Source organism: Cupriavidus sp. GW822-FHT03E04, from assembly GCF_058801495.1.
The window spans coordinates 164,502-190,923 of record NZ_JBXANI010000012.1 but is presented as its reverse complement, the minus strand read 5'-3'; the positions used below and the strand labels follow the sequence as shown (position 1 = coordinate 190,923).

Genomic DNA, 26,422 nt, shown 5'->3' with positions numbered 1-26,422 from the left:
ACGCCTTTGCCGGCGCGGCCCGCGAGGCGCGCCGGCGGTAAACCTCAATATAGCGGCACCGGTGCCCACCCTATAATCGGCGCATGGTCTTCCGCCCCACCAGGCGGTCAAAGCAATGTGCCTCATGTCCAGCCGTCCCACCGTTACCTTGAGCGACGTGATGCTGCGCCGCCTCAAGCTCAAGCCCCTGTTGATCTTCGATCGCGTGCTGCAGTCCGGCTCCATCGTGCGGGCAGCGCGTGAGCTGAGCCTGACCCAGCCCGCCGTCACCAAGGCGATCCAGGAGCTGGAAGAAGACCTCGAAGTCCCCCTGTTCGAGCGCACCAACCGCGGCGTGGTGCCGACCAGCTACGGCCTGCTGCTGGGCGAGCGCGTGAAGTCGGTCATCGCCGAGCTGCGCTACCTCACCGACGAGCTCAACAGCTTCCGCTCGGGCGACACCGGCAACGTCATCGTCGGCACGCTGATCTCCGCCTCGGCCCGGCTGCTGCCGCGCACCATCGCGCTGATGAAAACGCGCCGCCCCGGCATCCTGGTGACGGTGCGCGAAGCCCCCACCGACCGTCTCTTCCCCGCCCTTGCCACCGGCGAGCTCGATCTGGTCATCGGCCGCCTGCCGGAGAGCGATCTGCCGCTCGCCCGCATGTTCGCGCTCACGCACACCGCGCTGTACGACACCGCGATGTGCGTGGTGGTGGCACGCGACAACCCGCTGGCGATCAGCGCCGGCCTGCGCCTGGCCGAACTGGCCGCGCATCCGTGGATCCTCCCGCTGAACGAATCTCCCGCGCGCCTGGCCGCCGAGCGCCTGTTCCTCGACGCCGGCCTGCAGGTGCCCGCCAACCTGGTGGAGTCGCTCTCGCTGCTGACCAATATCGGCCTGATGCAGGATCTCGGCGCCATCGGCCTGATGGCGCGCGACGTGGCCGATCATTTCGTGCGCCTCGGGCTGCTGGCCATCCTTGACCTGGGCGATATCGGGCGCTTTGGCACCATCGGCTATTCGGTGCGCACGGACCGCGCGCCGGCACCCGCCGCCGCGCATTTCATCGCCTGCCTGCGCGAAGCCGCCGCACTGCCGCCAGAGCGCTGAGCACTCCGAAGCCGGCCACCCTGGCCCCTTCCAGACATGCCATTTTGGAATACCAGGGGCCGTCTTCTTCATTATGCAAGGCCGGGGGGCGCTCCATATACTGGTCCTCGCTGCGCACCCTTCCCCCACCCCGCGCAGCACGGAGACCAACCCGTGCCCAAGCAAAACATTCCACTCATCCGGCACTACATCGACGGCGAGTTCGTCGCCAGCGCCGGCACTTTTCCCGACACCTGCCCGGTGGACGGCCACCTTGTCGCCAACGTGTGCGAAGCCGATGCGGCGCTCGTGGACCGCGCCGTGCAAGCCGCGCGGCGCGCGCTGCAAGGCCCCTGGGGACAACTCGACGTACAACAGCGCGCGGCGCTGCTGCACCGCATCGCCGACGGCATCGAAGCCCGCTTCGACGCGTTCGTGGCCGCCGAGGTGGAAGACACCGGCCGCCCCGAGCACCAGGCCCGCACGCTGGACGTAGCGCGCGCCGTCGCCAACTTTCGCACCTTCGCCGACCTCGCCAAGACCGCCGGCAACGAACTGTACGAGACGCCCACGGCGGATGGCGCGGGCGCGCTCAACTACACGGTGCGCAAGCCCGTGGGCGTGGTCGGCATCATCTCGCCGTGGAACCTGCCGCTGCTGCTGCTGACCTGGAAGGTCGCGCCCGCGCTCGCGTGCGGCAACACCGTGGTGGCCAAGCCATCGGAAGAGACCCCGGCCTCGGCCGCGCTGCTGGCCGAGGTCATCCACCAGGCCGGCGTGCCGCACGGCGTGTTCAACCTGCTGCACGGCTTCGGCGGCGGCTCCACCGGCGAGTTCCTCACCCGCCACGACGGCATCGACGCCATCACGTTCACGGGCGAGTCCAGGACCGGCAGCACCATCATGCGTGCGGTGGCCGACGGCGTGAAGGAAATCTCCTTCGAGCTCGGCGGCAAGAACGCCGCGGTTGTGTTCGCCGACGCCGATTTCGACGCCGCGGTGGCGGGCGTGCTGCGCTCGTCCTTTACCAACGCCGGCCAGGTTTGCCTGTGCTCCGAGCGCGTATTTGTCGAGCGGCCGATCTTCGATGCCTTCGTGGCGGCGCTCAAGGCGCGCACGCAGGCGCTCAAGCTCGGCTACCCCGGCGACGATGGCGTGGACATGGGCCCGTTGATCTCGCGCGGCCACCGCGACAAGGTGGAGTCGTATTTCCGCCTCGCGGTGGAAGAAGGCGCCACCGTGGTCTGCGGCGGCAAGGTGCCGGTGTTCGGCGATGCGCGCGACGAAGGCGCGTACGTGATGCCCACCATCTGGACCGGCCTGCCGGACAGCGCACGCTGCGTCACCGAGGAGATCTTCGGCCCGGTCTGCCATATCGCGCCGTTCGACAGCGAAGACGAAGTCGTCGCCCGCGTCAACGACAGCGCCTACGGCCTGGCCTGCGCGCTGTGGACCACCAACCTGACACGCGCCCACCGCGTAGCGCGCCAGGTGCGCGTGGGCCTGACCTGGGTCAACACCTGGTACCTGCGCGACCTGCGCACGCCCTTCGGCGGCGTCGGCCTCTCGGGCCTGGGCCGCGAAGGTGGACGCCACTCGCTCGACTTCTACTCGGAAGTGGCGAACATCTGCATCAAGCTCTGAGCCATGACAACCATGACAAACGAGACCCAACAACCCTCCAACGCCGACGCCGCCATCCGCGCCGCCGCCGACCTGCTGTGGCAGGCGCATGCCGGGCATGCGCCCTGCGCGCCGGTGCGCACGCTCATCGGCGAAACCGATCCGCAGGCCGCCTATCAGGTGCAGGAGATCAACACGCAGCGCTGGCTCGCCGCAGGCCGCCGCCTGGTGGGCCGCAAGATCGGCCTGACCTCGCGCGCCGTGCAACAGCAGCTGGGCGTGGGCGAGCCGGATTTCGGCATGCTGTTCGCCGACATGGCCGTGGCCGAGGGCGAGGAGATCGACCTGCGCCGCGTGCTGCAGCCCAAGATCGAAGCCGAGATCGCGCTGGTGCTGGCGCATCCGCTTGCGCATGAGCGCCACACCATCGCCGACCTGATCCGCGCCACCGCCTACGCCTTGCCCGCTGCGGAGATCGTCGGCAGCCGCGTGGCCAACTGGGATATCCGCCTGGCCGACACGATTGCCGACAACGCATCCAGCGGCCTGTTCGCGCTCGGCTCGCGCCCCGTCAAGCTGGCGGACCTGGACCTCATCGGCTGCGGCATGGTGATGGAGCGCCGCGGCGAACAGGTCTCGCTCGGCACCGGCGCCGCCTGCCTGGGCAATCCGTTGCACGCCGCATTGTGGCTGGCCGACACCATGGTGCGCGTGGGCCGTCCGCTGCAGGCCGGCGACATCGTCATGACCGGCGCGCTGGGCCCGATGGTGCCGGTTGCCGCCGGCGACGCCTTCGACCTGGAGATCGAAGGGCTGGGACGCCTGTCCACGCGCTTCGCCCCGGCCAACAAGGAGCCATCCGCATGAGCATGAACATGAGCATAAGCAAGCCATCCCGGACGCGCCTGCGCGCAGCCATCATCGGCTCCGGCAATATCGGCACCGACCTGATGATCAAGATCCTGCGCCACGGCCAGCACCTGGAAGTCGGCGCCATGGTCGGCATCGACGCCGCCTCCGACGGCCTCGCCCGCGCGCAGCGCCTCGGCGTGCCCACCACGCATGAAGGCATCGAGGGGCTGCTTGGCATGCCCGGCTTCGCGGACATCCGCGTGGCCTTCGATGCCACCTCGGCCGGCGCCCATATGCATCACAACGCCGTGCTGCAGAAGCACGGCATCCAGGTGATCGACCTCACCCCGGCGGCTATCGGCCCCTATGTGGTGCCGGTGGTCAACCTGGACGCCCACCTCAATGCGCCCAACCTCAATATGGTCACCTGCGGCGGGCAGGCGACGATCCCCATCGTGCGTGCCGTATCGCAAGTGGCGCCGGTGAGCTACGCCGAAATCGTCGCGTCCATCGCCAGCCGCTCGGCCGGCCCGGGCACGCGCGCCAATATCGACGAGTTCACCGAAACCACCTCCAATGCGATCGTGGAAGTGGGCGGCGCCGCGCACGGCAAGGCCATCATCGTGCTGAACCCGGCGGAGCCGCCGCTGCTGATGCGCGACACGGTGTTCTGCCTGACCGCGGCCGATGCCGACCAGGACGCCATCCGCGCCTCGGTCGAGCGCATGGTGGCGCAGGTGGCCGCCTATGTGCCCGGCTACCGGCTCAAGCAGCGAGTCCAGTTCGAGCGCATCGACCCAGCGCGCCCGCTCACGCTGCCGGGCATCGGCCGCCTGGCCGGCCTCAAGGTCTCGGTGTTCCTGGAGGTGGAAGGCGCCGCGCACTACCTGCCCGCCTACGCCGGCAATCTCGACATCATGACGTCCGCCGCGCTGGCCGCCGCCGAGCGCGTGGCCGGGCACAAGCTGGCGCGCGCGCAAGGAGCAACGCAATGACCGCAGCACCACATCCCGCAGGCAAGACCATGAAGAAAGTCCATGTGTCGGACGTGACGCTGCGCGACGGCATGCACGCCATCCGCCACCAATACAGCCTGCCGCAAGCCGTGGCCATCGCCCGCGCGCTGGACGCGGCACGCGTGGACAGCATCGAGGTGGCCCACGGCGACGGCCTCAACGGCTCGAGCTTCAATTACGGCTTTGGCGCGCACACCGATCTCGAATGGATCGCCGCGGTGGCGGCGGAACTCAAGCACGCACGCGTGGCCACGCTGCTGCTGCCCGGCATCGGCACCATCCACGACCTGCGCGCCGCCTACGACGCCGGCGCGCGCACCGTGCGCATCGCCACCCACTGCACCGAGGCCGACATCTCGCGCCAGCACATCGAGTACGCGCGCAAGCTCGGCATGGATACCGTGGGCTTTCTGATGATGTCGCACATGACCACGCCGGCGGCGCTGGCGCAGCAAGCCAGGCTGATGGAATCCTACGGCGCGCAGTGCGTGTACGTGGTGGACTCCGGCGGCGCGCTGTCGATGCGCGACGTGGCCGAGCGCTTCGATGCGTTCAAGCAAGTGCTAGATCCCGCCACCGAGACCGGCATGCACGCCCACCACAACCTGTCGCTGGGCGTGGCCAATTCCATGGTGGCGCTGGAGCATGGCTGCGACCGCGTGGATGCCTCGCTCGCCGGCATGGGCGCGGGTGCGGGCAACGCACCGCTGGAGGTCTTCATCGCGGCGATCGACCGCGCGGGCATTGCGCACGGCACTGATCTCTACGCGCTGATGGACGCCGCGGACGACCTGGTTCGCCCGCTGCAGGACCGCCCCGTGCGCGTCGACCGCGAAACACTGGCGCTTGGCTATGCTGGCGTGTACTCCAGCTTCCTGCGCCACGCCGAGGCTGCCTCCGCGCGCTACGGCATTGCCACCGTCGACATCCTGGTCGAGCTCGGACGCCGCCGCATGGTCGGCGGACAGGAGGACATGATCGTGGACGTGGCGCTGGACCTGTTGCGCCAGCGCGATCCGGCCACCAATCCCACCGCCCCCACCAACAACCCGATCGCGAGTGCCGCATGATTGCCGATCAGATTACCCAGTACGCCACGCGCCTCGACGACGCCGCGCGCCAGCGTGAAGCCATCGACCCGCTGGGTGGCGCCACACCATTTTCCATCGATGACGCCTACGCCATTCAGGCCGGCGCCATCGCGCTGCGCCACGCGCGCGGCGAGCGACCGATCGGCATCAAGCTCGGCTTCACCAGCCGCGCCAAGATGGTCCAGATGGGCGTGGACAGCCTGATCTGGGGCCAGCTCACCGATGCCATGTTGTGCGAGGAAGGCGCCGCGCTCGCGCTCGACGCCTTTATCCATCCGCGCATCGAGCCCGAGGTGTGCTTCCTGACATCGCGCGACATCGCTGGCCCGCTCACCTTGCTCGATGCCGGCGGCTACATCGAGGCGGTGGCCCCAGCCATGGAGATCATCGACTCGCGCTATCGCAACTTCAAGTTCTCGCTGGCCGACGTGATCGCCGACAACTGCTCGTCCGCCGCGCTGGTGGTGGGGCCGTGGTCGCGCCCGGACAGCGCGCTGGCCAACCGCGGCGTGCAGCTCGAGATCGACGGCCGCCCGGCGCAGCTGGGCACCACCGCGGCCATCCTAGGCAACCCGCTGCGCGCGCTGGTGCAGGCCTCGCAACTGCTGGCGCGGGCCGGCATGGTGCTGCCGGCCGGCTCGCTGATCATGGCCGGCGCTGCCACCGCGGCCGAGCCGCTGCGTCCCGGCTGCCACGTGCGCACCCGCGTGAGCGGGCTGGGGCAAGTCGAACTGAGCACACGCTGACAACCGGAGACCACGCATGACTACGCTTTCCAAAGTCCTGACCGACAAGGCCACCCCGCGCGGCCGCTTCCCGCACGTGAAGCGGGCCGGCGACTTCCTGTTCGTCTCGGGCACCAGCTCGCGCCGTGCGGACAACAGCTTCGCCGGCGCCAGCGCCGACGCCATGGGCGTGACCGCGCTCGACATCCGCGAGCAGACCCGCGCCGTGATCCTCAATATCCGCGAGATCCTGCAAAGCGTCGGCTGCGATCTGTCCGACCTGGTGGAGATCACCACCTTTCTCGTCAACATGAACGATTTCGGCGGCTACAACGAGGTCTACGGCGAGTACTTCGATTACGACGGCCCGACCCGCACCACTGTGGCCGTGCACCAGTTGCCGCACCCGCACCTGCTCATCGAGATCAAGGCCGTGGCCTACCAGCCGCTTCCGCGCTGATGCGCTGATGCGCTGATGCACAGACACGCCCGACATCGCAACCGCAACCTCACCCGCACAAGAGACTCGCGCCATGTTCACCTACGGCATGCCCCTCAACTTCCCGCGCTGGCTGGACGAGCACGCGCACCTGCTCAAGCCGCCCGTGGGCAACCAGCAGGTCTGGCAGGACGCCGACACCATCGTCACGGTGGTGGGCGGCCCCAACCAGCGCACGGATTTCCATGACGATCCGCTCGAAGAGTTCTTCTACCAGTTCAAGGGCAATGCCTGGCTGGACATCATGGACCGTGGCAAGCGCGAGCGAGTGGACCTCAAGGAGGGCGACATTTTCCTGTTGCCCCCGCACGTGCGGCATTCCCCGCAACGCCCCGAGGCCGACAGCCGCTGCCTGGTCATCGAGCGCCAGCGCCCCGAAGGCGTGATGGACGGCTTCGAGTGGTATTGCCCCGCGTGCAGCGCGCTGGTGCACCGCGTGGAGGTGCAGCTCAAGAGCATCGTCACCGACCTGCCGCCGCTGTTTGCCGGCTTTTACGACAACGCAGCGCTGCGCCGCTGCGGGCAATGCGGCACGGTGCATCCGGGCCGGGCCTCGGCATCAGCCAGCAAGGACCCTGAATGAGCACCAACAGCGTGGTGGACATCCACAGCCACTTCTTCCCGCCCATCACCCGTCAGGAGGCCGCGGCGCTTGACCCCGTCGCCGCGCCCTGGCTGCAGACCAATGGCACTGACACAGCCATGATCATGACCGGCGACCAGCCGTTCCGCCCGGTCTACTCCGCGCTGTGGGACCCCGCGCGCCGCATCGAGGAAATGGACCGCTGCGGCGTCGACATCCAGTTGATGTGCGCCACGCCCGTGATGTTCGGCTACCGCTATCCGGCAGACGTCGCGGTGCCCTGGTCGCAGCGCATGAACGACTACGCGCTGGCGCTCTGCGCGCACCGTCCCGCGCGGCTCAAGGCGCTGGCCCAGGTGCCGCTGCAGGATATCGACGCCGCCTGCCGCGAAGCCTCGCGCGCCAAGGCCGGTGGCCATGTCGGCGTGCAGATCGGCAACCACCTCGGCGACCGCGACCTCGACGACGAAGGCCTGATCACCTTCCTCATCCACTGCGCCAACGAAGGCATTGCCGTACTGGTGCACCCGTGGGACATGATGGGCGCCCCGCGCATGAAAAAGTGGATGCTGCCGTGGCTGGTATCCATGCCGGCGGAAACGCAGCTCGGCATCCTGTCGCTGATCCTGTCCGGCGCGTTCGAGCGCATCCCGGCCTCGCTCAAGCTGTGCTTCGCGCATGGCGGCGGCAGCTTCGCCTTCCTGCTCGGCCGCGTCGACAACGCCTGGCGCCATCGCGACATCGTGCGCGAAGACTGCCCGCACCCGCCCTCGTCGTATGTCAACCGCTTCTTCGTGGACTCCGCTGTGTTCGACCCGCGCGCGCTCAAGCTGCTGGTCGACGTGATGGGCGAGGACCGGGTGATGCTGGGTTCGGACTACCCCTATCCGCTCGGCGAGCAACAGGTCGGCGCGCTGATCCGCGGGACCGATCTTGCCGACGCGGCGCGCCGCAAGCTGCTGGGCGCCAATGCAGCCGCATTCTTCGGGCTCGGGGATAACGAGTCATAAACGACAAACAACAAACAACAAGCCACAAACCACAAACGACCAGCCACAAATGACGCCGCTCGCGCCCCACAAGGCACGGGCGGCGGGCAAACCAAGGAGGAGACATGGAACAAGGAAACGGGCAACGCCATGCAAGCGGAGGCTTCCAGCAAATCGTCCAGCGCGAGCAAGGCCTGCACCGCAGCCTCAAACCCGCTCAGCTCGCCATGATCGCCATTGGCGGCGCCATCGGCACCGGCCTGTTCATGGGCAGCGGCTTTGCCATCGGCTTCGCCGGCCCCGGCGTGCTGCTCAGCTACGCCATCGGCGCGCTGGTCACGCTGCTGCTGATGGGCTGCCTGGCCGAGATGACGGTAGCCCACCCCACCTCCGGCTCCTTCGGCGCCTATGCCGAGCACTATGTCAGCCCGCTCGCCGGCTTCCTGGTGCGCTACGCCTACTGGGCCTCCATCGTGCTCGCGGTCGGCACCGAAGTCACCGCCGTGGCGCTCTACATGGGGTACTGGTTCCCGCAGGTGCCCGCCTGGTTCTGGATCGTCTCGTTCTCCGCCGCGCTGATCCTGATCAACCTGGTCGGCGTAGGCATCTTCGGCGCCGTCGAATACCTGTTCTCGATGGTCAAGATCATCGCCATCGTCGCCTTTATCCTGGTGGCCGCCTACATCGTCTTCGGCGCGCCCGGCAGCACCGGCAGCAGCGCGGCCGGCGCCGGCTTCCACCACTACACGGCGCACGGCGGCTTCCTGCCAAACGGTTTGTGGGGCATGTGGGTCGCGGTGATCGTCTCGATCTTCAGCTACCTCAGCATCGAGATGATCGCGGTCGCCGCCGGCGAAGCCCAGGACCCCGAGCGCGCCGTGCTGATGAACCAGGTGAAGAGGGCGCCGAACATGGAGATGGCCATCATCAGCAGGAAGGCGTCGCCGGGGTGATCTTCGTCACCCACTACCGCTTCCGCCGCCAATGGGCCGCCGCCGGCAACCGCCCCCTGGCCTTGCGCATGCGCGGCTTCCCCGTGCTCACGCTGCTAGGCGCCGGCATGCTGCTGGCCATCATGCTGACCACCCTGTTTACCGACGCCTTCCGCATGACGCTGCTCACCGGCATCCCCTTCCTGGCGGTGCTCAGCGTGGCCTACCTGCTCTGGTTCCGCCAGCGCGCCGAACCCGCGCCACTGGCCGCCAACGATGCCGCCTGAATGATCGTGCCGCCACCTGGCGGCGCGCCTGCGGGGACTCCCGGCAAAATTTTTGCGCCGGGGCTTCCCAGCAAAAAAAAACGCTGCTATGATTGCGGGCTTCATCCGGTTGTTGACGGATGGTGGGCCGAAGTAGCTCAGTCGGTAGAGCAGCTCATTCGTAATGAGAAGGTCGGGGGTTCGATTCCTCTCTTCGGCACCATAAGATTCAAGCACTTAGCCCAACCTGTCCGGTTGGGCTTTGTTGTTTCTGGACTTCGTGTAACCGCCTTGTAAGCGAATTTCGTCAACGGGGCACGGGCCACCCCCGGCAGCACCACCAGAAGTCCTTGGCCGACTTTTAGGGCGACTGCATCCCCTGTATCTCCGATCCCTTGTCCACACCTTCACCGGCGATCGGGGAGGCAAGCACATCGTGGGTGTAGGTATGAACCTTCCACGCGCCGCACTGCTTTCCCACCACTCAGAAGTGCCCTGCGTCGATCGCTACGATCCAGGAGTTACCGTGCAGCCAATGTTCATCGTCAGGGCTGATGGCATCGTTAGGCACGCAAAGGCCCCGTGAAGGCCCCGTGAAGGACGAAATCGGCTTGCCAGTGGACTCGTCGTCATCCCCCTCATCAATTTGAGGGAGGAAAGGAACTCGATATTTTCCTTTTCGGCCTGCCCAGGATTCAAGATGTCATCCGCGATCCCGACAGCGCCAACGAAACGCCCCAGATTGACGGGATCGGACCGGCTTCCATATACGTCTATTTGGCCGATCTTTCCTGCGCCGCTCACTTTCAGTAACAGCCCGACAGGATGATTTCGCTACTAAAGTTGCCGTTTGCTAAGTTCAGCCTTTTCAGCTCGTTGATTCCGCGCTGGAAACGCTCATCGTTCAGCACAACCACGATGCCATTCTTCGCCTTTCGCATTTGCCTGATCGTGTCGGAACCATCAGCTAGCGCAAGCGCATCGAACTTCGCGTGAAATGCCTCGGGAGTGAGGTCGCCCCACGGCTCGACACCATTGCCGTTGCTCGGCTACGAACCTGTAGAGGTTTGCGCCAACGGTGGCGACTGACTCAATGAGGAAGAATCGGCAGCCGCGGCAACAGGCGGTGACGATTTCAGTTGCTGCTCCGTCGACTTAGGTGGTTCGTCGATTCGCCTTTTTCGACTTGCTCCACCACCGCCAGCTTAAAAGCCAGGCTGTCATCCCGCTGAGTTCGCTTTTCGACCGCTTCCAATGGACTCTCCTTCCTTGCAAGGGAAAAAGTGTCAACCTTAGTCAGGACGGGTCAGGTCAAAGAGAAAAGCCCGCGAACTGCGGGCTTTAAACGACGGATCGGTTCAAGCGATTAGCTCTTGCGATGCGAATGCGCCTTCCCGCTGGGCGCACGGGCACGCATCTCGCTCCGATCCGCTGCACGCGCATGACCTCTGTCACGGTCTATCGCGTCCGGACCGTTGGAATTGCGCAAGCCGCTGCCGCTGATGTGGCTGTCCGAGCGGCCACCAAAATCGCCCCTGGCTCCAGCGGCTCCGCCGCCCATGCCGCCACCGCCGCGCTGGGCGAAGGCGGCCATCGAGCTCGTCGCCAGGATGGCGATAGCGATCAAGGATAGTACGCGGGTCTTGCTCATCAAATTCTCCTTTCTCTAATCAGCTTAGCAACGTCCTTTCTTGGCCTGCCCTGGTGGGCAGAAGCCAGAACTGGGGCCCGGATCTACGACCACCGCAGGTGTCTGAACGGCGACACCAGGCGTATAGACCGTGCAGCCGGTCACAAGCGTGGTGGCCAGCAGCGCGCCGAGTACGAATTTCATTTCTTGTTCTCGCTTGTCTGAATCGGGCGCCGGCGATGCCGGCACCCTTCCTTGCTTCGCGTCAGAATGCGAAGTTCTGGGTTACGTTACTCACGGTCACATTGACCTGCTGCGTGCGGACCGTCCCGCCGGAGCTCGTGGCCTGGATGCTGTACTTGCCTGCCGCAGTCGCGTCTGCCGCCAGCGGAATTGGCAGGGAGGTCTGGTAAGTCCCTACCGATGGTGCGCCCGCCGGCAGAGCCGGCTGCGTCGGGAACAGGCTGTAGGCACCGGTATCGGACGCGGCCGCAGTCGCGGCAACCTCGAAAGTGCCGCCGCCAGTCAGTTGCAGGGCGCGGATCGTCGCCTGCGCGCTGGCCGGAGTCACGGTACCGGAAACGGTGCGGAACACTGACGTCGGTAGGCTGATCGGTGCCGCTGCGGTCGCAACGGCGGTGCTGCCGCCCGCCACCACCGGCACGCTGCGCACGATGCCGGTGCCTCGGCCATTCGTCGAGGTCGGCACAATCACCACATCCACATTGCCGGCGGTACTGCTCTGTTCGATCGGAGACAGAGTGAAGTTGCCATTGGCATCAGCCGCGGTCGCCTTGACCACCACGCCGTTGCGTTCGGCATAGACCTGGGCGCCGGGCGCGCCGGCCAGCACACCTGTGACGGCGCCGCTCACGACGGTGGGCAGCGCCGTCACCACAGGCTTAAGACCAAAGGTGCCGTTGCCGCGCGTGACGATCGACTTGCAGGCATCGAAGTCCAATACCAGGTCGGTCAGGGTATTGGGCGCCACGGTGAAGGGGCGGATGATCTTGATGCCGGTCTGTACCGCGCTGGGCGTATCAAGGGCCTGCTCGGTACCGCCGGTTGGCACCACCGAATTAGCCGGCGCGCCGGCGCCGTTGGGTACGAGCACGAGGCGGATCTGCTGATACGTGCCGGCCGGCAGCGGGGTCTGGCCGAGCGTGGTGAGCACGCCATTGGTGAGCGAAAGCAGGTCGATTCGTCGCGCCGGGCTAAGCACAACGTCGGTCCAGCCGCTGCCGTTGATGTCGGCATTGGAATCGGTGTTGACGCGCACCCTGTCGACCGTGACGAACACATGGTCGAAACCGCAAGCGGGCGCGTCGGTCATCGACACGCTTAGCGTGCCCGAACCGCTTGTGCCGGACGACGAGCCATCACCCCCACCGCCACAGGCAGCAAGAGCAAGCGCGCCGAACGCAGCGCCTAGCGCGAGAGTGCGTCGAAACAAGGGGGAAATGCCTTTGCGATTCATAGTTGTTTTCGGCCAAGTGTTGGGGCAACAGGAGCATAAGTCCCCGCGAATGCCGCACGCTGTAAGAATTTGTAATGCGTGTCACAGATCTACCGCAGGGTTACGGAGACGCCACATCCCGTAACATTTGCGACGCATCGTCCAATCGACGGCGTTGACCGTAGCCTCACGCGTGCTTCGGCCGCGGCGCCACTGGACCCGGCTCGGTAGCCGTCAGCTCAAGCGGATAGGGCCGCATGAAGCCGCGTGCCTGCCCTGCCTGGCGAAGAAGTTTGACGGCGCTTTGCCAACCTGGGGCAGCAGTGGCAAAAGAATCACCTGCTATGGGGCACCGTAAGATTTTGGGGTATGTAACGGGTATGAATTTCAATCAGAACACGAGATTCCCCAGCATAGGCCTGATTACAGCAACTTTTCGATTCCTCTGTTCCCATAAGAATTCCAAAGTTTGACCAGCATTGCCTAGAAACCCAGACAGCGTAACGCTCTCCGGGTTTTTTGTTGCCCAGCGTTTGCAAGCTTTGCCCAGCGTCCACCACATTTCTGGGGTATGGGCCTTTAAGGGTACGCCATGCACATGTCCGGAATCCTGCGCCGCCATTCCTTGGTACCATCCAGCCCCGGACTCGCACGTGCCAAGGTGCACGCGTCGCTCCCTGCTATGCAACCCATGGAGATCATGCTGTGCAATACAAGAAGGTGCTGGCAGCAGTGGCCTGCCTGATATCAGCGGCTTGCACGACGCCCGTGCCATCCGCCGGCCGACAGATGTCAACCTATGACAGCGACACCGAATACACGGTGGAGTACGTCGCAGACGGTTTCACCCTCATGGTCAACTATCGCTATCCGCAGTTCTTCGTGCGCTCCAGCGCGGCGGAGGCGGCATGCAAGTCAGCGCTGACCAGCGTGGCCAACAGCCTGGCCGAGCGCCGGCAACGGCAGCTCGAGCCGGTCAACGAGCAACGCATCCAGGTCGCCACCAGCAGGACTTGGTCTGGAAAATTCGCCACCTGCTCTGCCTCCGCGCCGATAGCCTGGAAGCGCTGACAACGGGGCGACAGCCCCGGCCTAGCGGCGCTGCTGACGAAGGTCGGTGCGACACTTTATCGGCCGGGCCTGAATGAACGCGTGATCGCGACACGGCTCAGCGGCCATGGCCACCTCCGCGTCCGCCGTGGCGTCCCCCGCCATGGCCACGCCCGCCGAAGAAGACCGCACCGCCATAAAATCCAGGCCACCAACCGTAGTTGTAGTAGGGGCCGTAGGGGTAGGGATAGTAAGGCTCATAGGCGCCGTAGGCCGGGTAACTGTAGCCATAGGCATCATAAGCAGGCACTACCACGCAGCCGGCCAGCAGCAAGGCCGCACCGATTGTGAGGTTTCTGATATATGTGCTCATCGCGCCCTCCTGACGCGTTTGACCAGTTAGACACGAATCTCCCTTGTCCATTCCTGGCGTGAGCCGGTCCAGCGCTTTCGGCAGGTAGTATTTCGCCCACCGCGTTCCCCCGCACCGCCCACGTTACGTAACGCGTAACAGCGACGTAACAGCACCGCGCCATCCCCCACGCGGCGAGACTCAGCAGCCACCCCCTCCCCCGCCTCGGCCACAGCGCCCGCAACCCTTGCCTGGCAACACTTCCAGCCTGATCGCATCCGCCCCGTGCCGCCACTGCGCCGCGATCGCAATTGCCGTCATCCCTATGGCACGACCATTGCCTTAGTCCTTGTCATTCACGCGCGCATCGCGCAGGGACTTGCATGACGGGCCACGACGAAGAGAGAGAGCAAATGACATCAATTTTCAGCAGCGAGGAGTTGGACGCGTATTTCTCTTCGTACGCCGGCATGGAGGGAGGGAACATCGGCGCGGCTGTCTGGATATGCGATAAGGAGCCGCACCTGCTTGCGTCTTCGCCGGGTGCCTCGCTGGCGCCGGTGCATGAGCCGCCCGCCTGGGACAGCGCATTCCGCGAGCGCCACCGGCATGACATGCCGCGCTGGCAGACGCACCAGCGCCTCGCCCGCATCATGGCGGCGACGCGCGCGGCAACGCTGCGTGAAACCATGCCGGGGCTGGACTGGCGCGGCTACTTCGACCAGTACCTCTACGCGCCGCGCGGCTGGGAGTTCAAGATCAATATCTATCCCCTGCCCAAGCCGCAGCAGATGGACCTGGCGCAGATCGAGACCTTTCGCCGCAATCCGTGCCTCAGCCCGAACTGGCGCTATGTGGAATTCTGCCGCCAGGGTGGGCGCTTCCGCTTTATCGCGGAGCAGCGCCGGCGCATGCGCCCCAAGGTGATTCTCTGCACGGGGCAGGCCGAGGAAGAGGAATTCCTGCTGGCGTTCGGCTTCCAGGGCGTACCCTGCTCGGAGCATCACCTGCAGCCGGCGGACCTGGTCAAGACGCTGCGCGTGTACTCGCACGAGGGCACCCAACTGGTCATCTGCCCGAAGGTGGGCGGGCCGACCGGCATCAACTCGGACACGCTGCTCGGCGCGATGGGCGCCTTCCTGTCGGTCTGGCTCGACGCAGCGGATTTTCCGGATGTGCGCGCGCAAGCCATGCGTGCGGAGGCACCCGCCGGCACCGCGCACCTGGCCTGGCGCGCGATGACGCACAGCCAGGCTGGTTCCGCCAGCGCGTCTCCCGTATGAGACAAGCGCCGCTGCCACTGCCGCGGCGCTCGCCAGCCCGCATCGTCAAACGCGTGTTTGCCTGATTGCGCCATGCCCTGGCGCTGCCGCCTGGCAGCCGCCAGCGGCATATCACCCCTCCCCCTGCCTGCCTGCGCAAGCTCGCGCAATGTCCCCTTTTTACCGGAAGGTTGATATCCGCTTGCCCTCCAATCCCCTCCATAGGCTTACGGCATTCGATTGATTGAATCCCACGCGCCGAAGCACCAGACTGGTATCACGATAAATACAAAACCGGCCCGCCGATCCAATTGGCTGCCGGGACCGATGACGAAGCGGCCGCGCAGCACGCGGTACGCGTTCGCACTTGCCACGCAACCGGGGAACATCATGCACACCGCCGCCACCTAGGGCCGCCGGCGCCACGCCGGACTCGCGCAGGATGGCTGCGCCCGCACGCCGATTCGCGTCGCGTCCAGCCAGCTCCCAGCCAAGACAATCGACAAGGAAGCGGCCATGGATGCTTATCCAGTTCCTGGCGCGGCGAGGTATCGCCTTTTTCCGCGCAAGCTCCTGATGGTGTTTGCGCTAGGCGCATCTCTGTGGGCCGTCGCCGCCCGCGCGGATGACAGCACGCCGCCAGACACCCCGGCAGATCCGGCGCAGGTTACGCCGGCGCCCGCCTTCAGCCCCCAGGTCTGGCTGAACGCCGGGTTTTTCTCTTACCACTTCAATCATGCAGCGCACTACAACGCGGCCAACTGGGGCATCGGCGCGGATGTCCGCATCACCGAGGACTTCACCTTGTCGGCCGGCGAGTACCGCAACAGCATGCGCGATCACTCCACCTATGCCAGCGTCACCTGGCAGCCTTTGCATCTTGGCCCGGTGCGGATCGGTGCTACGGCGGGTGCGGTGCGCGGGTATCCGGATGTCAATCACGGTGGCTGGTCGCCGATGGCGGCGCCCGTCATCAGCATCGAGTATGGGCGCGTGGGTGCGAACCTGATCTACGTGCCGACGATGCGGGGGAAGGTGGATGGCTGCATCTCGCTGCAGCTCAAGATCCGGGTCTGGTAGGCGAAACCCGTGGTGCAGAGGTGGGGAAGGCGAGAAAAAAAAGCGCCGCATGCGAGAGCATGCAGCGCCACGGAAGGAGGGCCAAGGGATTAGGCCCTCTCGGGAAAACCACCCCCGGGGAGAGAGCGGTAAGTGGCTACTGTAGCGAGCGCACTCGCATCGGCCTACCAGCCGCTTCCCAATGCATGTGGAGAAATTTCCGCAACCCCTTCCGTTCCGGCTTATGGCTTGAACGTATCGCCCAGCACCACGCCTTCACGACGCGGATCGGCCCCGCCGACCAGCGCCGTCGACCCGCCCACGGTGGTGCGGATGATGGCGCTCAAGCCGCTCGACTGCGCCGTCACGTTGACCACGTGGCCGAGCCCGCGCAGGCCCTTGACCAGCGGATCGTTGTCGCCGGCCAGGCCGCCGGCCGGCTTGGTGGCATCCACGTTGGGATGCTCGCCGCCGACCATCATGCCGCTGGTGGCGCTGTTTGAGCCACCGAAGTCGATCATCGACACGGCCTGCTGCGCGTCCATCTTCCAGTCCAGCACACCCACCAGGGTCTTGGCTACGTACTGGATGATGCTAGCGCCGCCCGGCGAACCGGTGGTCATGTAGAAGTCGCCGCGCGAGCCGTCGGCATTGCGCTTGAACACCAGCGTGGGCGCCATCGAGCTGCGCGGGCGCTTGCCCGGCTGCACGCGGTTGGCGATCGGCACGCCGCCGGCATCGGCGGGTGCCGCGTTAAAGTCGGTCAGCTGGTTGTTGAGCAGGAAGCCGTTGGTGAAGTGATACGAACCGAGGCCAGCCTCGATGGTGGTGGTCATCGAGACGACGTTGCCGTACTTGTCGGTCAGCGACAGGTGCGTGGTGCCGTGCTCGTTGATGACCGATGGGGCCAGCGGCACGGCGCCGAGGTCACCCGCGGCGACCGGCAGCGTCATGGAGCCCACCGTGCTGATCAGGTCCGCCCGCTTGCGCAGGTAAGGCTTGTTCAGCATGCTTTCCCAACTGCCGCCCGGCAGGCCGATGAAGTCGGTATCCGCCACATACTTGTTGCGGTCGGCATAGGCCAGGTTGCCTGCCTCGGCCATCAGGTGGACGCCGAGCACATTCGGGCGGCCGCCGTTCTTGTCCATGTTCGACGGCGCATAGCGCGACATCTCGTAGTTCTCGACGATGCCCAAGATCTGCGCCACCGCGATGCCGCCCGAGGACGGCGGCGGCATGCCGCAGATCTCGTACTCGCGATAGGTCGTGCAAACCGCCGTGCGCTTCTTGGCGACGTAGCTCTCCAGGTCGGCCAGCGTGGTCAGGCCTGGCGTGGCGGTGCCGCCGTACGTGTTCTGGATCTTGGCGACGATCGCCTGGGCAATCGGGCCGTTCTTGTAGAACGCATCCGCGCCGCCGCTGGCGACCGAGGTGAACACATTGGCCAGCGCCGGGTTCTTGATGATAGTGTTGACCGCGCGCGGGGTGCCGTCGGCATTGAGGAAGTAACCGGCCATCTCGGCGTCGCGCTTGATGCTGGGGGCCGTCACCGGGTTGCTGACCGCCGAGGCGATCGCGGCAGCCATGCGGGGCGGAATCGGGAACCCATCGGTCGCCAGCTTGATGGCGGGAGAGAACAAGTCCTTCCAGGCCAGCTTGCCGTGCTCGCCGTGCGCCAGCTCCAGCACGCGCAACGTGCCGGGCGTGCCGATGGAGCGCCCGCTGTGCGTCGCGTTAGGTGCCGGCGTAGTCTGGTCGGCGGCGGACTTCCATTGGATATAGTTGCCGTCGGCGGCGGCCGGCGCCATCTCGCGCCCGTCGTAGGCGGTGACCTGCTTGGTGGCCGCATCGTAGTACATGATGAAGGAGCCGCCGCCGATGCCGGAGGATTGCGGCTCGACCAGGTTCAGCACCATCTGCGCCGCTACCGCGGCGTCCACCGCCGTGCCGCCGTTCTTCAGCACGTCGCAGGCGGCCTTGGTCGAGACCGGGTTGTTGGTCACCGCCATATAGGTCTTGGCGTAGACCGTATTCTTGGGCGCATAGCCGGTGGCGATCTCCGGCGCGTTGGGGTCGCCCGGCAACACCACGGCTTCCCCGCCGGTGGTGCCGTTCAGTTCGCAGCCCGAGACCACCGTCGGGGTGGTCGAAGCCGGGGTGGTAGCAACGGGATCGTCGCCGCCGCAGGCACCCAGGGTCAGCGCCAAAGAGGCGAGCGCAATGGTGCTGAGCCGGGTCGGTGTGAAGCGGGTGCCGGCCGGATCCATAGGCAAGGTCACCGCTTCGTGAGCAGTTTGTGGCATGTTCTTCCTGTCTTATGTTGAGGCTTCAGAAAATCGACGCTTCCCTCGTCGATCGCCGCAACCGCTGCTGATGGGGGAGCGGTTGTGACGAAGGATCAACATAGACCTGCCATTCGCGATTCTGAATTGCTACATGTCTGGATTTACAGACATGCGAACGTGGTTCATACTTGGGAGTGCTGCAAGATGCGCATCTGGCTGTCGTGGACACGGACGCGTTGACGCTCTGCCCCCGCCCCCCCAGTCACGCCTCATCCGCCCCGAGCAGCGCCACCGTGCATGCCAGCCCGTCCATGCGCCCCGCCGCGTCGATCGCGATTTGATGCAGCCGGAGTGGATTGAAGCACGGCTCAGGCAGCCAGCACCTCGGCCTCGAGCATGCTGCTGATGGCGGCTTCCAGGGTCACAAGCGCCGCTGTCTTGGGCAGGCAGCAGCAGATGCCGTAGCCCATCTCCGGCGGCGGCATGTGCAGCCACATATTGTCCGACAGCAGCAGCACCCGCTGGGCGGGCAGCATGCTCCGCAGCTTGCGCAGCAGGCGCCAGCCGCTGGTCACGTCCTGCGGCATGCCAAACACCAGCAAGCCGGCCTCGCGGATCGTCGTCCCGTGCATGGAGAGATCGTCCGGATCCACGCCGTCCACCTGCTCCACGCCAGGCATGCTCTCCAGCATGCGGGCCAGGCCGAGGCGCAGCAGCGCGCATTCGTCGATCACCACCGCCCTGAGCGGCGCCGTGCCGTGCGACGCTAGCGGCAGCCTGGCAACCTGCCGCGCCGACATGGCCGATGGCACGCCCTGCGAGACACCTCGCGAGGTGATGCTGTCTACGCCTGCCCGGCTGGTGAGTGCCATGTCCATGATTCCTCCTTTTGTTTTTTTCTGGAACGGCGCCAGCGGGGACGCCTGACACGGTACGGTGCAAGGCACGTGCCAGCCGCCAGCGCGGGCTCTCCGGTGGAGCTGGGCAGGCCGCTGCGCCTTGTGGGGCAAGGGCTTGGCGCTTGCGCGGGGACTCGGGCGCCGCGGCCCGGGCGGGGCCGCGGCATGTTACGCGTCACGTAACGTGTTCCGCCTCGTGTTCCGTTCGGCACATGCGAAACCGCCGCGCAAAAGCGCGGCGGCCGGCGTGCGACGGGACGCAGGGTGACTCAGACCAGCGCGATGCGGTCCTCCACCAGCCGGATATGGCCGCCCGGCTTGTCCTCCATGATCTTCATCGACTTCTGCCCGATATGCAGGCTGCAACCGCCGTGAATGCGCCGGCTCACCTCGATCACCGCCTCGGGAGACGGGCGAAGCTGCTCGGCAAGCTTGGCGAGCCTGGCGTCGAGCGCAATCGAGTCGCGGGTGAGCTTGAACAGCGTGGCGCGTGCCTTCTCGCGCAGGTCGCCCACCGCTTTCTCGGGATTCTTGGCGAAGAAGCTGACCAGTTGCTGCACCTTGGCCTGCTCCGCCTCCAGCTGGCGGCGCTGGGACTCGAGCTCGGCCTTCTCGGCTTCGGCATAGGGATTGGTGCCCACCTGCACGGTGGTGGCGGTACCCGCGGAGGCGCCGAGGGTAGCGGTGCGCACAGCCAGTTGCGCACGGCAGCGCCCGCCGGTGATGTTGCCCTGGCCACCCTTGGGGCTGCCGGCAACGATGCTGCGCCCAGCGCAGACGTCGCTCTGGCGGATGCCGCTTTCCACCTTGACCTCGGTGCCGGCCTCGACCACCGCGCTTTCGATGAAGCGCGCATGCAGCGAGCCCTTGCAGGTCACCCGCGCCAGCGCGACGCCCTCGGCGCCCTGTTGTGTGCCTTGATGCGCGCCTTGATGCGCGCCCTCGGCCTTGCCGATGATGCCGCCTTTCACCACCACATTGCCGCCCGCCTCCACATGGGCAGCCTCGATGGTGCCGCTGACGATCACGTCGCCGGTCACGCGCACGGTCATGCCGGTCCTGATATCCCCATTGACGCGCAGCGTGCCGTCGAAGGTGACGTTGCCGGAGTGCATGTCCACCGCTTCCACATCGACCACCGGGCTCACCGATGCGCCCTGCGCCGACAAGGACGGCGAGCCCGAGATCGCCGCCACCAGTACCTCGGGATCGGCGGGATCAGCCGCCACGCCGGTCAGGCCGTCCGCAAATGGCGGGTCGGCGGCCGGCACGGCGGGCACGACCTTGCCGAAGACATCGATGCCATCGCTGCCCTGGCGGGCCGGGATGCGCCGCATCAGCGGCGTGCCGGGATTCACCAGCAATAGCGTGCCCAGGTCGCGCAGGTCGATGCGGCCGCTTTCGTCCTCGGCCACCAACGGCTTTGGGGGGGCCAGCAGGCTCTCGAAGCGCGCCGGCATGCCGGGCAGCGGCGGGCGTCCCGTGGCAATCTCGAGCCCGTCGCAATAGCCCGCCTCGACCGCGCCACGCAGGGCCGCGCTGTCCGGCTCGACTTTGATGCCGCGCTCGGCCAGCGCGGCACGGATCTCGTCGCGTGACACCTCGCGCCCGCCTTGCGGCGGCAGCAGGTTGAGCCGCACGCTCAGGTTGTCGCTGCTGACGCTGAGATCGAAATAGCCGTCGGTCAGCTCGCCGATCAGCGCCTCCACGGGCGTCCCCTCGGTGGCGCGCTGGCATTGCGCGAGAAAGGCGCCGATTGCGGCGGTATCCAGCTTCGCCTGCGCCCAGCCGCCCCTGGCCAGCGCCTCTTGCAGCGCGGCGCGGTCCGGCGCCATGCGGCCCGGCATGGCAGCATACGCCGCGCGAAGCTGCCGCGCGCTATCGTCCAGGCTAACCCGTAAGCCGCCGGCCTCTGTGTCTTGTCCCCGGTTTTCCATTCGATTGTTCCATTGATGGATCATGTCCGGACGGCTCCGCCCCGTCCTCGGGGCCATCCGCAATCCCAGCCTCGGCAGTGCCGCGCCGCCGCTGCGCCATGGCGCGGCCGCCCGGTGCCCGTGGCCTGCCAGGCAGGCCTTTGAAGCCGGGGATGTCATTGACGCGCCACGGGATCTCGGTCCCTTTTGACGCACACAACACCATCGGCCGTTTCGCCGAAAACTTGAGCCGCAGCGCAGCCCGCACCCCACCGGCCGAGGCGAAAAATGTACACTTCTGCCCATCGACGGAACGCCGTGCCGCAATGCCAGGGGATCACAGATGATTGTGCGAGACCGCCCATCGGGACTGAGGTTGTTCCTGGTCCTGCGAGGCTCGATCCTGTCGCGCATCTGGCGCGTGCTGCTGGTGAACTTGCTGGTAGCGGTTGCCGTCACGCTCAGCCACGGCGCGTTCTTCCAGCACAAGGTCACGCTCACGGCCATTCCCTTCACGCTGATCGGCCTGCCGCTGGCCATCTTCCTGGGCTTTCGCAATACCGCCGCCTACGATCGCTTCTGGGAAGGGCGCAAGCTGTGGGGAGAGCTGGTGGTGCGCAGCCAGAACCTGGCACGGCAATGCCTCAGCCTGATCGCGGACAACGTGCCGGACAGCGCCGGCCATAAACCGGCGGGCCTGAGCGACGCGCGCGTGCGCATGATCTCCCGCACCATTGCCTACGCGTACGCGCTGCGCAACCGTTTGCGCGGCGCCAGCGCCGCCACCGGCCTGGACCCCGCGTGGCTGCGCCCGGCGGAGCTCGCAGACCTGCAGCGCACCACCAATACGCCCGCCTTGCTGATGATGCGCATGGGCGAAGACCTGGGCCAGTGCGTGCGGCAGCACCGCGTCGAGCCCTGCCTCGCCGCCGGCATCGACGACACCTTGTCGGCCATGATGGCCACGGCGGTGGCGTGCGACCGCATCCACAACACGCCCATCCCGTTCTCGTACACGCTGCTGCTGCACCGTACCGCCTACCTGTATTGTTTTTTGCTGCCGTTCGGGCTGGTGGATACCATCGGCTTCGTCACGCCCGTGGTGGTGGCCATCGTGGCCTACACCTTCTTCGGCCTGGATGCGCTGGGCGATGAGCTGGAAGAACCGTTCGGCACCAGCGCCAACGACCTGCCGCTCGATGCGCTCTGCCGCACCATCGAAATCGGCATGAAGGAAGCGCTGGGCGAGACCGCGCTGCCGCCACCGCTGGTCCCCGTGGATTACTGCCTGCTATAGCGGGCCTCTTCAGGGGGCCTGTTCAGGGGCCCGGCAAGGCGGCGCCGGCATGCGCCGGTTGCACCACTCGCCCCGGGCAAGCGCGACTTTCGGTAAACTGCCGCTGTACCGGCGCAGCGTCGTCCGGCTTTGGCGCACGCCTCACCGCTTTTCCCCAGGTTCCAGACATCCCAGATGGCCCAGAAGTCCCCGGCGTCCAAGACGCCCGCCGCACCGGCGCCCAGCCCCCACGAAATCCGTCCCGGCCAGTCCATCGAGCTGCTCAAGGCGCTGCATATCCTCACGCGCGACGGCAAGATGAACCAGGACAGCCGCCGCAAGCTCAAGCAGGTCTACCACCTGTTCCAGTTCATCGAGCCGCTGCTGCAGGACCTCAAGCAGGATCACCCCGACGTGACGCTGGTCGACCACGGCGCCGGAAAGTCCTACCTCGGCTTCATCCTGTATGACCTGTTCTTCAAGGCACAGCTCGACCAGTCGCACATCTACGGTATCGAGACGCGCGAAGAGCTGGTGCGCAGCTCGCAGGAGCTCGCCAGCCGGCTCGGCTTCAAGGGCATGTCGTTCCTGAACCTGTCGGTTGCGGATTCGATCACGTCCGATCAGCTTCCGCCCACCATCGACATCGTCACCGCGCTGCACGCCTGCAACACGGCCACGGACGATGCGATCCGTTTCGCGCTGGAAAAGCACGCCAAGTACATCGTGGTGGTGCCGTGCTGCCAGGCCGAGGTGGCGGGCGTGCTGCGCAAGAACAAGGGCAAGCTGCTGGCCGGCAATCCGCTGACCGAAATCTGGCGCCACCCGCTGCATACGCGTGAGTTCGGCAGCCAGGTGACCAACGTGCTGCGTTGCCTGCAGCTCGAGGCGCATGGCTACCAGGTCAGCGTGACCGAGCTGGTGGGCTGGGAGCACTCGATGAAGAACGAGCTCATCATCGCGCAGTACAAAGACCTGCCGCGCCGCCGCCCGGCGGAGCGGCTGAACGAAGTGCTACGCACGCTGGGACTGGAAGAGATGGAAGCGCGCTTCTATACGCAGGAGCCGGCTGCTGCCGGCTGAGACTGACTCGCGCCATGCGTGCGGCGCGTTGCCGTCCGCAAGTTGAAACGCGCCGCTTTGACGGCGCGTTTTTTATGTCCCGCTGGCCTCGGTCATCAGCTTGCGCCAGCCGTCGTGGCCGAGCCGGCGCATGGTTTCCTGGTTACGCTCGTAGATATCCGACGCATCGGGAAAAGCCGCCACGGCTCGCGCGATGCTGTCCTCGCGCAGCAGGTGCAGGATGGGGTAAGGCGCGCGGTTGGTGTAGTTCTCGATGTCGTCCGGCTCGCTGCCGCCGAACTCGTAATGCGGATGGAAGCTGGCGATCTGCAGGATGCCCGCCAGGCGCAGGCTCTTGAGCAGACGCTCGGCGAAATAGAGGAAATCGTTGTAGTCGAGAAACCCGGCCAGCGCGTGTGGCACGATCAACAGGGTCGTGTCGATCTCGGCAGGGTCGGCATCGGCGAGCGTGCGCAACTCGGTTTCGAGATCGGCGAGCACGCCCTCGGTATCGGTGGCATCGCTCACCGTGTAGCGGATCTGCCGCTTCACGTGCACGGCCTTGGCGAAGGGGCACAGGTTGAGGCCGATCACCGCGCGTTCCAGCCATTGCTGGGTGGCGTCTACGATGAATTGGCTGGATGGCGAAGCGATGGGCATGGCGATGCGTGACGAAGGGAACAGCGCTAAACCGCTATTTTAGCCTCCCGCCCAAGCAGGCCAAAGGCGCTCAGCGCCGCGGCCCGTAGATCTGCCTGGCCAGCGCGTCCGCCTGGCGCATGGCCGCATCGCGCTCGGTCGTGCTCAGCTTTGCGCAGACGTACTCCAGGTTGGCGGTGTCCAGGTCGGTGACATGGCGCTCGCCAGACAGCACGATCACCTTGCGCCACATGCAGGCCTTGACGCGGTCGCGCTCCAGCCCGAGGCAGCCGGACTGCAGGCAGTACGAGAGGTTGCGCTGGGACAGGAAATCGCCTTTCATTGCCTTTTCCTGCAGCCCCTGCGCGGTTTCCTGCGCGAGCGCCGGGTGCACGCCGGCTACAAGACCCAGCAAGACCAGCAGGACCAGCACGAAGGCCCGCGCGGCGGGAAGAGGCAACGACAAGCGGGACGGCAAGGGCATGAGAGGCGCGGGAGACCCGTGGCACGAGGCAAGGGGCGATATTAGCACTTGCCCCTGGCCTATATAATCCGATCCGCCGCACCCTGCCTTGCGCCCCTTTGCGCGATCGACCGCCTTGCCCCGGATTCAACCCATGTCTGCACCCACCGCCCCCCTCCCCGCCGCCAGCGTCGCCGTAATCGGCGGCGGCCCCGCAGGCCTGATGGCGGCGGAGGTGCTGGCCGCGCGCGGATTGCGCGTGGACGTGTATGACGCCATGCCCTCGGTTGGCCGCAAGTTCCTGATGGCCGGGCGCGGTGGCATGAACCTCACGCATTCCGAAGCGGCGCAGCCCTTCCTCGGGCGCTATGGCAAGCGCAGCGCGCAGATCGCGCCGCTGCTGGCCGGCTTCGATCCACAAGCGCTGCGCGGCTGGGTGCACGGCCTCGGCATCGAGACCTTCGTCGGCAGCTCGGGCCGCGTCTTCCCCACCGACATGAAAGCCGCGCCGATGCTGCGTGCGTGGCTGCACCGCCTGCGCGAGGCCGGCGTGCAGTTCCATATGCGCCATCGCTGGCTGGGCTGGGACGATGCATCGGGCCGGCTGCGCTTTGCCACGCCCGATGGCGAGCTGCTGGTCCGGCCCGATGCCACAGTGCTGGCGCTTGGCGGCGGCAGCTGGGCACGCCTGGGTTCCGACGGCGCATGGGTACCGCTGCTGGCCGCGCGCGGCGTGGACATCGCCCCTTTGCGCCCCGCCAACTGTGGCTTCGACGTAGCCTGGAGCGAGCACTTCCGCACGCGTTTTGCCGGCCACCCGCTCAAGGCCGTGGCCATCGGGCTGCGCGAGCGCGATGGCGTGGAGCACTATCGCCAGGGCGAGTTCGTCATCACGGCCGGCGGCATCGAGGGGAGCCTGGTCTATGCGCTGAGCGCGCCAATGCGCGACCTGCTCGAAGCCACGGGCGAGGCCACGATCCATCTCGACCTGGCGCCCGGCCTGCCCGCCGCACGCGTGGCAGACGCGGTGCAGCGCCCGCGCGGCGCGCGCTCGCTATCGAGCCACCTGCAGAGCAAGCTGGGCATCACCGGCGTCAAGGCCGGCTTGCTGCGCGAATGCTTGTCAAAAGAAGAATTTGCCGACCCCGCGCGGCTGGCGGCGGCGCTCAAGGCGCTGCCCGTGCGCCTGCTGCGCGCGCGCCCGATCGATGAAGTGATCAGCAGCGCGGGCGGCGTCGCGTTCGAGGCGATGGACGCGCAATTGATGCTGCGCGCCGTGCCGGGCGTGTTCTGCGCCGGCGAGATGCTGGACTGGGAAGCGCCCACCGGCGGCTACCTGCTGACCGCCTGCTTTGCCAGCGGGCGCGCGGCCGGGCTGGGAGCCTCGGCCTGGCTGGAAGCGACCGGGGCTGCCGGGCGCTAAGC

At 66.5% G+C, this 26,422-nt stretch carries 24 protein-coding genes, 1 tRNA gene and 1 pseudogene; 17 read left to right on the top strand and 9 right to left on the bottom strand.

The genetic code is table 11. The features are described 5' to 3' along the window. Positions 1-124: 124 nt before the first annotated feature. From AC1RQC_RS19185 to AC1RQC_RS19135, 11 genes and pseudogenes are all read left to right on the top strand, one after another. Positions 125-1,093, top strand: a complete 969-nt coding sequence (locus AC1RQC_RS19185; RefSeq protein WP_492374102.1) for a LysR substrate-binding domain-containing protein — start codon at positions 125-127, stop codon at positions 1,091-1,093. A 153-nt stretch (positions 1,094-1,246) separates the two neighbouring features. Beyond that, positions 1,247-2,716, top strand: coding sequence for a 2-hydroxymuconic semialdehyde dehydrogenase (locus tag AC1RQC_RS19180; protein ID WP_492374101.1), 1,470 nt, complete (start codon positions 1,247-1,249; stop codon positions 2,714-2,716). Positions 2,717-2,728: 12 nt separating this feature from the next. Then, positions 2,729-3,562: a 2-keto-4-pentenoate hydratase gene (locus tag AC1RQC_RS19175; protein WP_492374100.1), complete on the top strand. Its 834-nt coding sequence runs from the start codon at positions 2,729-2,731 to the stop codon at positions 3,560-3,562. An 8-nt stretch (positions 3,563-3,570) separates the two neighbouring features. Next, positions 3,571-4,542, top strand: coding sequence for an acetaldehyde dehydrogenase (acetylating) (locus AC1RQC_RS19170; RefSeq protein WP_492374099.1), 972 nt, complete (start codon positions 3,571-3,573; stop codon positions 4,540-4,542). Continuing rightward, on the top strand, positions 4,539-5,633 hold the full coding sequence (dmpG, locus tag AC1RQC_RS19165) for a 4-hydroxy-2-oxovalerate aldolase (RefSeq protein WP_492374098.1): 1,095 nt from the start codon (positions 4,539-4,541) through the stop codon (positions 5,631-5,633). The genes AC1RQC_RS19170 and dmpG overlap by 4 nt, the downstream gene beginning before the upstream one ends. After that, positions 5,630-6,400 carry a 2-keto-4-pentenoate hydratase gene (locus AC1RQC_RS19160; RefSeq protein WP_492374097.1) on the top strand — a complete coding sequence of 257 codons (771 nt, stop codon included), beginning with the start codon at positions 5,630-5,632 and terminating at the stop codon, positions 6,398-6,400. The genes dmpG and AC1RQC_RS19160 overlap by 4 nt, the downstream gene beginning before the upstream one ends. Positions 6,401-6,416: 16 nt before the next feature. Beyond that, entirely contained in the window at positions 6,417-6,839 is a 423-nt protein-coding gene (locus AC1RQC_RS19155) for a RidA family protein (protein WP_492374096.1), read from the top strand. 73 nt (positions 6,840-6,912) lie between these two features. After that, the gene (locus AC1RQC_RS19150; RefSeq protein ID WP_492374095.1) at positions 6,913-7,461 is read left to right on the top strand and encodes a 3-hydroxyanthranilate 3,4-dioxygenase; all 549 of its coding nucleotides are present in this window, start codon (positions 6,913-6,915) and stop codon (positions 7,459-7,461) included. Beyond that, a complete protein-coding gene (locus AC1RQC_RS19145) occupies positions 7,458-8,471 on the top strand; it encodes an amidohydrolase family protein (RefSeq protein ID WP_492374094.1) in 1,014 nt (337 codons plus the stop codon). The genes AC1RQC_RS19150 and AC1RQC_RS19145 overlap by 4 nt, the downstream gene beginning before the upstream one ends. Before the next feature lie 104 nt (positions 8,472-8,575). Next, positions 8,576-9,669 (top strand): annotated as a pseudogene (locus AC1RQC_RS19140) (amino acid permease). Positions 9,670-9,795: 126 nt separating this feature from the next. After that, positions 9,796-9,871 (top strand) — tRNA-Thr (locus AC1RQC_RS19135). A gap of 583 nt (positions 9,872-10,454) precedes the next feature. On the opposite strand, the gene AC1RQC_RS19130 is transcribed toward AC1RQC_RS19135, so the two are convergent. The 3 genes from AC1RQC_RS19130 to AC1RQC_RS19120 form a co-directional block, all read right to left on the bottom strand. Continuing rightward, the gene (locus AC1RQC_RS19130; RefSeq protein ID WP_492374093.1) at positions 10,455-10,589 is read right to left on the bottom strand and encodes a hypothetical protein; all 135 of its coding nucleotides are present in this window, start codon (positions 10,587-10,589) and stop codon (positions 10,455-10,457) included. Between the two features lie 425 nt (positions 10,590-11,014). Further along, a complete protein-coding gene (locus AC1RQC_RS19125) occupies positions 11,015-11,299 on the bottom strand; it encodes a hypothetical protein (protein WP_492374092.1) in 285 nt (94 codons plus the stop codon). Positions 11,300-11,543: 244 nt separating this feature from the next. Then, entirely contained in the window at positions 11,544-12,755 is a 1,212-nt protein-coding gene (locus AC1RQC_RS19120; protein ID WP_492884328.1) for a DUF4382 domain-containing protein, read from the bottom strand. Positions 12,756-13,439: 684 nt separating this feature from the next. Between AC1RQC_RS19120 and AC1RQC_RS19115 the strand changes: the two genes are divergently transcribed. Beyond that, positions 13,440-13,805, top strand: coding sequence for a hypothetical protein (locus AC1RQC_RS19115; RefSeq protein WP_492374090.1), 366 nt, complete (start codon positions 13,440-13,442; stop codon positions 13,803-13,805). Positions 13,806-13,902: 97 nt separating this feature from the next. Here the strand turns inward: AC1RQC_RS19115 and AC1RQC_RS19110 are convergent, their stop codons facing one another. Continuing rightward, a complete protein-coding gene (locus AC1RQC_RS19110; RefSeq protein ID WP_492809860.1) occupies positions 13,903-14,157 on the bottom strand; it encodes a hypothetical protein in 255 nt (84 codons plus the stop codon). 392 nt (positions 14,158-14,549) lie between these two features. On the opposite strand from AC1RQC_RS19110, the gene AC1RQC_RS19105 reads away from it, so the two are divergent. Both AC1RQC_RS19105 and AC1RQC_RS19100 read left to right on the top strand, forming a co-directional pair. Beyond that, positions 14,550-15,419 (top strand): transcriptional regulator, encoded by an 870-nt coding sequence (locus AC1RQC_RS19105; RefSeq protein ID WP_492884326.1) that lies wholly within the window; start codon positions 14,550-14,552, stop codon positions 15,417-15,419. Positions 15,420-15,914: 495 nt separating this feature from the next. Further along, positions 15,915-16,478, top strand: a complete 564-nt coding sequence (locus AC1RQC_RS19100; protein ID WP_492376656.1) for a hypothetical protein — start codon at positions 15,915-15,917, stop codon at positions 16,476-16,478. Positions 16,479-16,699: 221 nt separating this feature from the next. Here the strand turns inward: AC1RQC_RS19100 and AC1RQC_RS19095 are convergent, their stop codons facing one another. The 3 genes from AC1RQC_RS19095 to AC1RQC_RS19085 form a co-directional block, all read right to left on the bottom strand. After that, on the bottom strand, positions 16,700-18,724 hold the full coding sequence (locus tag AC1RQC_RS19095; protein ID WP_492809993.1) for a gamma-glutamyltransferase family protein: 2,025 nt from the start codon (positions 18,722-18,724) through the stop codon (positions 16,700-16,702). A 386-nt stretch (positions 18,725-19,110) separates the two neighbouring features. Further along, positions 19,111-19,620: a response regulator gene (locus tag AC1RQC_RS19090; protein ID WP_492376655.1), complete on the bottom strand. Its 510-nt coding sequence runs from the start codon at positions 19,618-19,620 to the stop codon at positions 19,111-19,113. 290 nt (positions 19,621-19,910) lie between these two features. Further along, positions 19,911-21,578, bottom strand: coding sequence for a flagellar assembly protein A (locus AC1RQC_RS19085; protein WP_492884323.1), 1,668 nt, complete (start codon positions 21,576-21,578; stop codon positions 19,911-19,913). A 322-nt stretch (positions 21,579-21,900) separates the two neighbouring features. Here AC1RQC_RS19085 and AC1RQC_RS19080 point away from each other — a divergent pair, with 322 nt between their 5' ends. Together AC1RQC_RS19080 and AC1RQC_RS19075 are read left to right on the top strand one after the other, a co-directional pair. After that, the gene (locus AC1RQC_RS19080) at positions 21,901-22,854 is read left to right on the top strand and encodes a bestrophin family protein (RefSeq protein WP_492376653.1); all 954 of its coding nucleotides are present in this window, start codon (positions 21,901-21,903) and stop codon (positions 22,852-22,854) included. 174 nt (positions 22,855-23,028) lie between these two features. Beyond that, entirely contained in the window at positions 23,029-23,916 is an 888-nt protein-coding gene (locus tag AC1RQC_RS19075) for a class I SAM-dependent methyltransferase (RefSeq protein WP_052494454.1), read from the top strand. 72 nt (positions 23,917-23,988) lie between these two features. Here AC1RQC_RS19075 and AC1RQC_RS19070 read toward each other — a convergent pair whose 3' ends face one another. Both AC1RQC_RS19070 and AC1RQC_RS19065 read right to left on the bottom strand, forming a co-directional pair. Next, a complete protein-coding gene (locus AC1RQC_RS19070) occupies positions 23,989-24,555 on the bottom strand; it encodes a DUF1415 domain-containing protein (protein ID WP_492376652.1) in 567 nt (188 codons plus the stop codon). 70 nt (positions 24,556-24,625) lie between these two features. Beyond that, on the bottom strand, positions 24,626-25,018 hold the full coding sequence (locus tag AC1RQC_RS19065) for a hypothetical protein (protein WP_492809869.1): 393 nt from the start codon (positions 25,016-25,018) through the stop codon (positions 24,626-24,628). Between the two features lie 133 nt (positions 25,019-25,151). On the opposite strand from AC1RQC_RS19065, the gene AC1RQC_RS19060 reads away from it, so the two are divergent. Beyond that, a complete protein-coding gene (locus tag AC1RQC_RS19060; RefSeq protein WP_492387117.1) occupies positions 25,152-26,420 on the top strand; it encodes a TIGR03862 family flavoprotein in 1,269 nt (422 codons plus the stop codon). The last annotated feature ends 2 nt before the right edge of the window (positions 26,421-26,422 follow it).